Annotated in this window: 8 protein-coding genes and 1 pseudogene; 4 read left to right on the top strand and 5 right to left on the bottom strand. The window is 68.3% G+C overall.

Going from position 1 to position 10,135, the window contains the following annotated elements; translation table 11 throughout:
* The first annotated feature begins 421 nt into the window (after positions 1–421).
* Positions 422–1,585, top strand: coding sequence for a ParA family protein (locus ACIQFZ_RS29250; protein WP_402692591.1), 1,164 nt, complete (start codon positions 422–424; stop codon positions 1,583–1,585).
* Complete coding sequence (locus ACIQFZ_RS29245; RefSeq protein ID WP_402692590.1) at positions 1,582–2,697, top strand: ParB/RepB/Spo0J family partition protein; 1,116 nt, start codon at positions 1,582–1,584, stop codon at positions 2,695–2,697. The genes ACIQFZ_RS29250 and ACIQFZ_RS29245 overlap by 4 nt, the downstream gene beginning before the upstream one ends.
* Before the next feature lie 196 nt (positions 2,698–2,893).
* Here the strand turns inward: ACIQFZ_RS29245 and ACIQFZ_RS29240 are convergent.
* Positions 2,894–3,233: pseudogene (locus ACIQFZ_RS29240) on the bottom strand (transposase); the annotation flags it as partial.
* Between the two features lie 212 nt (positions 3,234–3,445).
* Here ACIQFZ_RS29240 and ACIQFZ_RS29235 point away from each other — a divergent pair.
* Positions 3,446–3,853, top strand: a complete 408-nt coding sequence (locus ACIQFZ_RS29235; protein ID WP_402692589.1) for a type II toxin-antitoxin system PemK/MazF family toxin — start codon at positions 3,446–3,448, stop codon at positions 3,851–3,853.
* A gap of 135 nt (positions 3,854–3,988) precedes the next feature.
* Here the strand turns inward: ACIQFZ_RS29235 and ACIQFZ_RS29230 are convergent, their stop codons facing one another.
* A complete protein-coding gene (locus ACIQFZ_RS29230) occupies positions 3,989–5,791 on the bottom strand; it encodes a hypothetical protein (RefSeq protein ID WP_402692588.1) in 1,803 nt (600 codons plus the stop codon).
* Positions 5,792–6,220: 429 nt separating this feature from the next.
* Here ACIQFZ_RS29230 and ACIQFZ_RS29225 point away from each other — a divergent pair, with 429 nt between their 5' ends.
* Positions 6,221–6,412 (top strand): hypothetical protein, encoded by a 192-nt coding sequence (locus ACIQFZ_RS29225; RefSeq protein ID WP_402692587.1) that lies wholly within the window; start codon positions 6,221–6,223, stop codon positions 6,410–6,412.
* Between the two features lie 187 nt (positions 6,413–6,599).
* Here the strand turns inward: ACIQFZ_RS29225 and ACIQFZ_RS29220 are convergent, their stop codons facing one another.
* The 3 genes from ACIQFZ_RS29220 to ACIQFZ_RS29210 form a co-directional block, all read right to left on the bottom strand.
* Complete coding sequence (locus ACIQFZ_RS29220; RefSeq protein WP_402692586.1) at positions 6,600–7,544, bottom strand: hypothetical protein; 945 nt, start codon at positions 7,542–7,544, stop codon at positions 6,600–6,602.
* 200 nt (positions 7,545–7,744) lie between these two features.
* Positions 7,745–7,936: a YbdD/YjiX family protein gene (locus tag ACIQFZ_RS29215; protein ID WP_402692585.1), complete on the bottom strand. Its 192-nt coding sequence runs from the start codon at positions 7,934–7,936 to the stop codon at positions 7,745–7,747.
* Complete coding sequence (locus tag ACIQFZ_RS29210) at positions 7,933–10,104, bottom strand: carbon starvation CstA family protein (RefSeq protein ID WP_402692584.1); 2,172 nt, start codon at positions 10,102–10,104, stop codon at positions 7,933–7,935. The genes ACIQFZ_RS29215 and ACIQFZ_RS29210 overlap by 4 nt, the downstream gene beginning before the upstream one ends.
* Positions 10,105–10,135: the final 31 nt, after the last annotated feature.

Below are 10,135 nucleotides of genomic sequence, written 5' to 3'. Positions count from 1 at the left end.
ACGATGACGCCCTTGCCTCCGGCTCGGGGTTAGCACTACCTCTTCCCCCAGGGGACTTCCACCCCCAATCGATCGCCCATGCTGGGCGCACAACATTGAGGCCCCCGCCGGAGCGGGGGCCTCAATGCGTCTAGGTTTCGGAAGACAAGATACCGCGCCACTTCTGTCGGCGCCACAGCGGATCTTGATGCTCGAGTCATGTCGGCATCCCGAAGAGGACACCCACGTCTCCGCAGTTCGGCTCGCAGCCGACCAGCGAGCGCCAGGGATTATCACGCCGTGATACTCCGCCCGCTCGAGCCTTCCACGGCCGCAGCTATCACGGCGTGATAATCCGAGCAGCCATACGCCAAGGGTGAAACCACGTCAGAACCCGCGAACCGGGTACCTTCACAGCCTCAGAAGTCAGTAAGGTGACGTCATGGCCTCTCCATACCCTGAAGGAGACCGGGAAAAGGTAGCGTCCAAGCTGCCCTCGGCGCTCCAACAAGCACTCAAGGTCCGCGCCGCCGAACTCAGCCTGGACATCCAGGACGCCGTCGAGGCAGCCATCAACGAGTGGCGCGCCAGTGTCGGCATCGGCACTGAAGTGGACACCGCCGGCGCCAAGTCGTTCTCCACCTGGCTTCCGCCGGGCCTGTACGAGCAGTTCAAGGAAACCTGCACCAACCGGAGTGTCTCCTACACGCAGGGCCTCGCCCAGTCGATCCGTGACTGGCTCGACGCGAACCCGTCCCCCCAGCACGGCGCTCGCGGAACTGATCCCGAACGGAAGATCGTCGGCAACCAGAAGGGTGGTGTCGGCAAGACCGCCATCTCCGCCGGCATCGGCCAGGCCTACGCCGAAGAAGGCAAGCGCGTCCTCATCGTCGACTTCGACCCACAGGGACACCTCAGCGAACAGCTCGGAGTCCCCCAGATCGAACCCAACCACGACAGCCTGGTCTCCCACATGTGCGGCGAAGGCACGGGCGATCTGCGCGACCTGGTCATGGTGATAGAGGATCCGCGGTTCGAGAAGCGGCTGCACGTACTGCCCGCCTGCTTCGACGGGTTCCTCCTCGACGCGAAGATCGCCGTCGTGGCGATGCAAAAGCGCGGCTTTCAGAAGGAAGCAGCCCTCGAGCTGGCACTGCGCCCCCTCGAAGCCGACTACGACGTCATCATCATCGACTGCCCGCCGAGCCTCGGCATCGCCATGGATGCCGCCCTCTACTACGGACGCAGGCGACGCGGCGAACCCGCCGGCGTCTCCGGCGTCGTCATTCCCGTCCTCGCCGAAGACTCATCGGCCACGGCCTACGGCATGCTTGCCCAGCAGATCGAAGACCTCTGCGAAGACCTCTCCCTCGAGGTCGACTACCTGGGCCTCGTCGTGAACCTGTACGACTCCCGACGCGGCTACGTCGCCACCTCCTCCCTGGACAACTGGAAATCGCTCGGTGACCCGAAGGTCCTTGCCGTCATCGGCGATCTGAAAGAACAGAGGGAAGCGGTCCGCAAGCGGATGCCGCTGCTGTCCTACGCCCCGCACAGTGACCAGGCGGAAGCCATGCGACAGGTAGCGAGGGGAGCAACCCGTTGAGCAAGGCCGAAATGCTCGGATCGGCACCCGCGTTCGGCGCGGCCCGCGGAGCCCGGTCCTCCCGACGCAACCTCATCGACAAGACCATCGGTGGAGAGGAGTCGACCGCAGCGGCCATCACCGAGCTGCCGGTCACCCTCATCAGCGACAACCCCGACAACCCGCGCAACCACCTGCGCAACCTCGACGAGACGGTGCAGACCGTCCGCGAGGTCGGCATCATCATTCCCATCGCCGTTGCCACAGTCGAGGCCTACCTGCGCAACCGGCCAGACCGCGCCGGCGACCTCGATGACGGGGCGCAGTACATCGTCGTCGACGGCCACCGCCGCCTCGAGTCCGCTCGCCGCGTCGGAATGGCCACCATCCCGGTCCGCGTCGACAACGGTCGCGTCGCCACGGATGAAGCCCTCCTCGAGGCCGCGTTCGTCGCGAACTACCACCGCGACGACATGACCGACCTTGAAGAGGCCCACGCCCTCAAGACCCTGGTCGACTACTACGGCTCGCAGACCAAGGCCGCCAAACGGCTGGGCATTCCACAGAACACCATCTCCAGCAAGCTGTCGTTGCTGAAGCTCACCCCCGAGCTCCAGAAGGACCTGGTGACCGGGGAACGGAAGGTGGAACACGTCCGCAACCTCGGCAAGCTGTCTCCCGAAGAGCAGAAGGCCAAGGCGGACGAGCGGGCGGAAGCAGCCCGCAAGAAGGCAGAGGCCCAGCCGCAGGAGATCGTTGAGCGCTCAGCAGGCCCCGCCGAATATCACGGCGTGATAATCCCAGAGGCGCCCGCCGACCCAGCCGCTTCGCCAGCCCCTCCGTCCGGGCCTGGTCCGGTCACGCCGTCCGCCGGTCGAGAGCAGGCTGTCGAGTCCATCCCGGAACCGCGCACCAGCGCGGGAGAGCCGAGGGCAGCGAACTCGGAAGCAGCAGGGCAGTCCGAGCAGCCAAAGCAGCTCCCGTACGACGATGCTCCCTACTGTGTCCACCATCTGCACCAGAAGATGAAGCCGGAGACGTTCGTTCAAGGGGCCCGGGTGTGGATGGACATCCTGCGAACTCGGTACCCGGACGAGTACAAGGCTCTGCTGGCCGAGCTGGGAGCCCGGTAACAGACTGCCCAATGGTCCCGCTCGCCTTGCCTGTACGGAGGGAGCGGGACCGTTTGGCTACCAGGGCGTGTCCGATGGGTCCAGTCGGATGCCGTGGCGGGTGCTGTCTCGCAATGGCTGAGCCCGATCGGGTGCCTACACCCGCTTCCCAGCTTCTGACTGGTGTTCTCGCTACGGTTTGGTCTGCATGCGGCCGCGGGATGTACAGCTCACGGTCCACCGCCGCGTGTCCACGGTTGCTTGCGTAGACGAGGTAGACGGCGACCTGGGCATTTTCGATCCTCCCCGCGGTGCCGGTGTACTGGCGCTGGACACCGACGGTGTGCGTGCCCTTCTTGACGTCTCCGGTCTCGTCGACCACCAGCACCACATCTTCGCCGTGCAGATGTTCCAGCACGTACTCGACTGGCTTGCCCGGCCCACTCGGCGATGCTCCAGCAGTTCTTGCGCGGCAGGTCCGACAGCAACCCCAGCACCAGTTCCCGTACCCGACGCCGGGGTTCAACCCGCGCGAACCGGCCCGCTATCCGAGACATCAGGCCCTCCAACCCCTCCTGCCAGCGCGCAGGGTCTACGCTGTGCCCTGCGGCCACCGTATGATCGTTTGTCTTCACACACCGATGATCACCGGTGGCCGCGCCCGTCTTCACCACCCCTCGGTCACGACGTGCGAAGACGGGGCCGCATCTCTTCCGCGTCCCGCTCGGGGCGCGCAGCGTTCGCCCGTCGACTGATGCCAGGAGGACACATGCAACGCGGTGAAGTCTGGTGGGTCGACTTCGACGAGCGACGCCCGGTCGTGCTGTTATCGGACGAGGAGTCATCCAGGTTCCAGGCGATGCAGGTCGTCGCTCCAGCGGGCGTCGACATCAGCGGCCTCGGCGTTGAAGTGGCCGTAGGCATCCTGGAAGGACTGCCCTTCGAAGGCGTGCTGCGGTTCGCGTTCCCGCGTCCAGGCTTTACTCCTTGCACATGGCTGACCACCGTGGCCCGGGACGACCTGATCGAGCGGGCAGGCGTGTTGTCCTCCGCGAAGCTCAGCGAGGTTGGAGAGGCCCTCCATACCGCTGGACAGAGGAGGGAGTGGACCCCGATGACGGCTGCCAGACTCCACGAGATCAAAGATGCCCGCCGTTTCGGAGGACTCGACGAGTAGCGGACGCCTCTACAGCCCACCCCGATCTCGACGATGACCGACGACGGCCCCCTCTCCGCCCCGCTCCAGCAGCCACAGCCGTGCGCCGCACCACCCGGGCCTGACGGACCGGTGGCGCGGCGCACGGGCTCGTTGTTACTTCTTGATGGTGGCGGTCACCGCGGAGTGGGCGGTGGCGTGGCCGTCGGGGTTGGTGGCGGTGACGTTGAGGCGGATCCGCTTGCCCACGTCGGCCGAGGCGAGGCGGTAGGTGGTGCGGGTGGCGCCGCGGATGTTGGCGCAGCCGGTGCCCTTGGCGTTGCAGCGCTGCCACTGGTAGGCGTAGCGGATCGGCGCGGCGCCGGTCCAGGTGCCGGCGTGGGCGGTGAGCACCTTCCCCCGGGTCTTGGTGCCGGTGACGGTCGGGGCCTTGGTGTTCACCGGGGGTGCCTTGACGACGACGGCCGTGGCGGCGGAGGCGACCGGCGCGGAGGTGCCGCCGACGTTGTCGGCGGTGATACGGACCCGGATCCGGCTGCCGATGTCCGCGTGCGCGGCGCGGTAGGTGGTGGCGGTCGCGCCGGGGATGTCCACGCAGGAGGTGGTGTCGGCGGTGCAGCGCTGCCAGCGGTAGCTGTAGCTGATCGGGCTGACGCCGCTCCAGGTGCCCCGGCTCGCGGTCAGCAAGCTGCCGTTGGCCGCCTTGCCGGAGACGGCCGGCAGGGTGAGGTTGACCGGCTTGGCGGCCTGGACCGCCAGGGTGTGCCCCGAGTTCACGGAGATCTGGATGATTCCACCCGCGTTCGCGGGCACGGGAGTGCTGGAGGCGGTCGTGGTGCCGTTGCCCAGCTGCCCGTACGCGTTGTATCCCCAGGTCCAGACGGTGCCGTCCGAGCGCAGCGCCGCGCTGTAGAAGGTGCCGGCGGACACCTGTGTCACTCCGCTCAGCCCGCTCACCTGCCACGGCGTGGACCGGTTGTCGGTGGTGCCGTCACCCAGCTCCGAGTACGCGTTGTATCCCCAGGTCCAGACGCTGCCGTCCGAGCGCACCGCCATGCTGTGGCGGGAGCCGGCGGAGACCTGCACCACCTTGGAGAGCCCCGTCACCTGCACCGGTGAGCTCTGCGTGGTGGTGGTGCCGTCGCCCAGCTGGCCGAACGCGTTGAGTCCCCAGGCCCAGACCGTGCCGTCCGAGCGCAGCGCGAGCGTGTAGTCAGTGCCCGCCGCCACCTGCACGACGCCGGTGAGCCCCGGGACCTTCACCGGCGTGAGGCGGTTGGTGGTGGTGCCGTCTCCGAGCTCGCCGAAGAAGTTGTAGCCCCAGGACCACACCGTGCCGTCCGAGCGCGCGGCCACGCCGTGGTCGAACGACAGGTCCATCTGAGTCACCTGGGCCAGGTTGAGCACCTGCCCCGGCGTGGACCGGTCGACGGTGGTGTTGTTGCCCAGCTGCCCGAGCGCGTTGTAGCCCCAGGTCCACACCGTGCCGTCCGAGCGCAGCGCGGCGCTGCTGTAACTGCCGGCGGCGACCTGCACCATCCGCAGCCCGGACGCCCCGGGCAGCCCGGACACCGGCACCGGGGTGGTGCGGAGCGTGGTGGTCCCGTCGCCCAGCTGGTTGTAGCTGTTGTTGCCCCAGGCCCGGACCTCGCCGTTCCACAGCAGCGCGAGGCTGTGGTTATCGCCTGCCGCGACCTGGACCATGCCCCCTCCCGAGGACACCGGCCCGGCTACGGTGCGCGAGGTCGTGGTGCCGTCGCCCAGCTGGCCGGCCCCGTTGTAGCCCCACGCGAGAGCGCTCGCCTCACTGGCTGCGGCGGCGTGCGCACTCGTCGGCACGCCGCCGCTGGCGGCCGCCGCCAGCGCCGCCGCCAGCGCCGGCGCGAGCAGCCGCGCGAGCAATCGCCGTCCCCGGCGCGCAACCACCGGGGGTCTGTGCTGATGCCTGTCGTGTGCCATGTCCCACCCCTTTGATACCGATGACCACGAAGGGGGCGGCGAAGCAGGTGGGGAACAGCAGCCGAAGCCGACGCGGACCGCCGTTCCGGCAGCGACCGGACGATCCCACGTGCTGCGGCACCAGGCCGTGCGGCGCGCCTGCAGCCGGGATCACGCGCCCGCCGACGCTGCGGCGCACAGGCCGCCGATCGGTCCCGGAGTCCGGGACGACGGCGTCGGCGCCGTCGCACGCGCCCATGGCCACCCTCACAGACCACCCCCAACTCCCACGAATCTAGCCGGACGCTCCAACCGAGAGCAATCGTGAGGACAGGACTGACTGACGCAGCATCACATACAGGGGACGGCTGCCCTGACCTTCCCTCGTACCGTAGAGACCGTGATTGCAGGCGAAGTTGGGAGTCATGGCGAGCAAGAGGCGGAAGTTCGATGCGGAGTTCCGTGAGGGGGCTGTGCGGATCGTCACCGGGACGGGCGCCCCGCGACCGGGACGGCTCCTTCGAGCCGAAGATCGTCAAGAAGCGGCAGAAGCGCCTTGGCGCCGTCCTCGACCGCGCCATCCGCCGCCACACCGACGCCGTCATCTGCCGCCTGCGCTTTCCCATCCACCTCAGCCACTGACCCCCCAAGGCTTCCGTCATGCGAGCGGATGCCGGCCAAGGACCAGGCGTGGTCCTCTCTCAGATGCCCACAGTCGGTTGTCCGGTTGCGGATTCTTGACGACCGCTGCCGCGAGGCGGGACAGGGCTTCGCTGGCCCCGGCGGCCAACGCCGACGTTCCAACCACGCGAGCGCGCAGCCGAGTTGGTCAGGCCCGGGCCCGTTTCCGCCAGTACTGAAAGGTGCCGACTGCATTCGGGAGCATGTCCCAGGGGTGGCTGGTCATATGGCGACCGATGCGGCGGAAGACGGGACCGGCGTCGTCCATCCGCTTCAGCCGGGTCAGGGCGAAGGCGAGCAGGTTGAGGTCGGCGAGCGCCTCGGCGTGCGGCGGAGATGCCGTGTGGAACCACTTGGCCAGTGCGGTGTCGGCCTCGGCGGCCGCCCTGGGCTCATACCAGTGCCCGTCCGCCGCGAAAGCGGTGGCGAAGTCCCTGGTCATCCGGTAGGCGACCAGTTCCACACGAGCCGCGAGCGGCAGCAGGGCCACCGGTGATCCGTGGGGCGCCCGGTCCGCGCACTGACGAGCGAAGTCGATCATGTCCATGAGTGTGCCGTGGCCCCGCGGGGACATGTGCCGCAGCATCTGGTGGTAGGCGGCCCGGTTCCACGGGTCTCGCGTGACCGCTTCGGTCCACACAGGGACGGCCGCGTGGACGGGGGAGCCGCAGATGTACATCAGCCGCAGCATGGCCAGCAACGGGGTGGGGTCCTCGGGGGCGGTCTCCGCCGCCTGCATGCAGTCGCCGTACACGTCCCAGGCAACCGACCAGTCCGTGCCACCTTTGACCTGGGCAACCCGCGTACAGGCCCGTAGGACCAGGGCGTCGGGGTCCCGTGGACGCTCCTTGATCCATCGGTCCGTGACGACCGGTGGCAGGGCTCGTGCCAGTACGGAGATCCGGTGGACCCGCCGGTCCCAGTCACGGCCTGTGGCACGCAGCAACTCGGCGACAGGCATCCACAGCGGGCGGGTGGACTCTGCCCCGAGGCCGTGCAGTTGCTGTGTGGGGCGCAGCTCGGACAGGGTCCGGTGCAGTTGGCGGTCGTCGAGCTCGGGGCCTGTGACCAGGGGTTTTCCGCGTCGCAGCATGGGTGGTCCAAGAAGGAGGTTCGGGCTGATGGGTGGGGCGCGCCGCCGGCGGAGAGCGGACGGCTGCCGCTACGCCGGTGATCTGACATCGCATGCGCGTCGGCCCCCACCGGGCTCTTACCTGGTGGAGGCGCGAGCACTCACACGGTTTCCCCGGGACTCGCGTCCTGGGGAAACCGTGTCCTCTACAGGGGGATCGGTCAGCAGCAGCGGCTGGGGGCGTCCGACTCGCGGTGCGTGCTCCGCATCCGCTCGTACTCGCGGCGGGTCGGCACCGGCGCGAGCGGGTGATGGCGACGGTGCCGCGCGCAGTAGCGGTCGTACTCCGCCCCGCCGGTCAGCTCCCGCGCGTACCAGCGTACGGCTCCCAGAGCCTTCCGCACGCTTCTCATGAGCCCGCCCCCACCAGCGGCTTGGTGCGCGGGGACTCCGGCACCTCGATGCGGGACTCGACGTACGGCGCCTCGGTCGACGGCGGCGGCTCGGTGGCACGCAGGGTGCGGACGCACGCCAGGGCGCAGTTGACCAGGACCGTGACCACCAGCAGGAGGAATACGGCCATGAGCACACCGTCGACCGTGTTGTTGAGCACGATGGTGTGCATGTCGTCCATGTTCTTGGCGCCTGGCAGGAGCTTGCCGGCGTCGATGGCCTGCGCGTAGGCGTCACGCTGGGCGAAGAATCCGATCTTCGGGTTGCCGGAGAAGATCTTCTGCCATCCGGCGGTGAAAGTGACGGCCACGTCCCAGGCCAGCGGGATGCCGGTGACCCATGCCCAGCGCAGCTTGCCGGTCCGGACCAGCATGGTCGTGGTGACGGCGAGGGCCACCGCGGCCAGCAGCTGGTTGGCGATGCCGAACAGCGGGAACAGCTGCTTGATGCCGCCCAGCGGGTCGGTGACACCGGCGTAGAGGAAGTAGCCCCAGGCACCCACGACCAGGGCGCTGGTGATCCAGATGCCCGGCTTCCAGGTGACCCGGCCGATCGGCTTCCAGACGTTGCCCAGCATGTCCTGCAGCATGAAGCGGCCCACCCGAGTGCCTGCGTCCACCGTGGTGAGGATGAACAACGCCTCGAACATGATGGCGAAGTGGTACCAGAACGCCTTGAGCCCGCCGCCGAACACACTGGAGAAGATCTCCGACATGCCCACGGCCAGTGTGGGCGCACCGCCGGAACGGCCGATCAGCGTCTGCTCGTCGACGGCTTTGGCCGCCGCGGCCAGCTGGTCCGGAGTGATGGTGAAGCCGAGGCCGTTCACCGCCTGGGAGGCGCTTTCCGTAGTGGTGCCGAGCAGCGCGGCCGGGGCGTTCATCGCGTAGAACAGACCCGGTTCGAGAACGCAGGCGGCGATCAGCGCCATGACGGCGACGAAGGACTCCGTGAGCATGGAGCCATAGCCGATCAGCCGGACCTGGGACTCCTTCTGGATCAGCTTCGGGGTGGTGCCGGAGGAGACCAGCGCGTGGAAGCCGGACAGGGCACCGCAGGCGATGGTGATGAAGAGGAACGGGAACAGCGATCCGGCGAAGACCGGCCCGGCGTCGGTGCGGGCGAATTCGGTCACGCCGTCGACCTTGAGGGTGGGCGCGGCGATCACGACACCGATGGCCATCAGGGCGATGGTGCCGACCTTCATGAAGGTCGAGAGGTAGTCGCGGGGGGCCAGCAGCATCCACACCGGGAGCACGGAGGCGACGAAGCCGTAGCCAGCCAGGCAGAAGACCAGGGTGGTGGGGTTCCAGATGAAGTACTGGGCCAGCGAGGAGTTCTGGATCCAGCCGCCGCCGAGGATGGCGAGCAGCAGCAGAGCGACACCGATGACACTGGTCTCCACGACCCGGCCCGGCCGCAGGTAGCGCAGGTAAAAGCCCATGAAAAGGGCGATGGGGATGGTCATGGAGACCGAGAAGGTGCCCCAGGCGGACTCCGCCAGCGCGTTGACGACGACCATCGCCAGAACCGCGAGCAAGATGATCATGATGGCGAAGACGCCGATCAGCGCGGCAGCGCCACCCACCTTGCCGATCTCGTCACGGGCCATCTGGCCCAGGCTCTTGCCGTCCCGGCGCATGGAGAGGAACAGGACCACCATGTCCTGGACCGCACCGCCGAAGATCACGCCCGCGATGATCCAGACGGTGCCCGGCAGGTAGCCCATCTGGGCTGCCAGGACGGGGCCGACCAGGGGGCCGGCGCCAGCGATGGCCGCGAAGTGGTGGCCGAACAGCACGCGGCGATCGGTGGGGTGGTAGTCGACACCGTCCTCCAGTCGCTCGGCGGGAGTGGCGCGGGTGTCGTCGACCTCCAGGACCCGGCGGGCGATGAACCGTGAATAGAAGCGATAGGCGATCGCGTACGAGCCGAGGGCCGCCATCAGCAGCCAGACGGCCGAGATCTCCTCGCCCCGGGACAGGGCGAGCACGGCCCACCCGACCGCTCCCACAATCGAGACCACGGTCCACACCAGGACCGACCGCGGTGTGATACGAGCCCTACGGGACGGCGGGCGAGGCCCGGACTGCGGCAGTCCGGTTCCGGGCACAGCGGTTTCAGGCATGGCGGCTCCTCATACGACAGCGGGGGAATCA

The organism is Streptomyces sp. NPDC093064 (assembly GCF_044754605.1).
Taxonomy (GTDB): Bacteria; Actinomycetota; Actinomycetes; order Streptomycetales; family Streptomycetaceae; genus Streptomyces.
This window is presented reverse-complemented; position numbering and strand designations above follow the sequence as displayed.

Excerpts from the sequence above, each read along its gene's own strand:
- ACIQFZ_RS29250 (WP_402692591.1), top strand. The coding sequence starts at position 422 with ATGGCCTCTCCATACCCTGAAGGAGACCGGGAAAAGGTAGCGTCCAAG.
- ACIQFZ_RS29235 (WP_402692589.1), top strand. The coding sequence starts at position 3,446 with ATGCAACGCGGTGAAGTCTGGTGGGTCGACTTCGACGAGCGACGCCCG.
- ACIQFZ_RS29230 (WP_402692588.1), bottom strand. The coding sequence starts at position 5,791 with ATGGCACACGACAGGCATCAGCACAGACCCCCGGTGGTTGCGCGCCGG.
- ACIQFZ_RS29225 (WP_402692587.1), top strand. The coding sequence starts at position 6,221 with ATGCGGAGTTCCGTGAGGGGGCTGTGCGGATCGTCACCGGGACGGGCG.
- ACIQFZ_RS29220 (WP_402692586.1), bottom strand. The coding sequence starts at position 7,544 with ATGCTGCGACGCGGAAAACCCCTGGTCACAGGCCCCGAGCTCGACGAC.
- ACIQFZ_RS29215 (WP_402692585.1), bottom strand. The coding sequence starts at position 7,936 with ATGAGAAGCGTGCGGAAGGCTCTGGGAGCCGTACGCTGGTACGCGCGG.
- ACIQFZ_RS29210 (WP_402692584.1), bottom strand. The coding sequence starts at position 10,104 with ATGCCTGAAACCGCTGTGCCCGGAACCGGACTGCCGCAGTCCGGGCCT.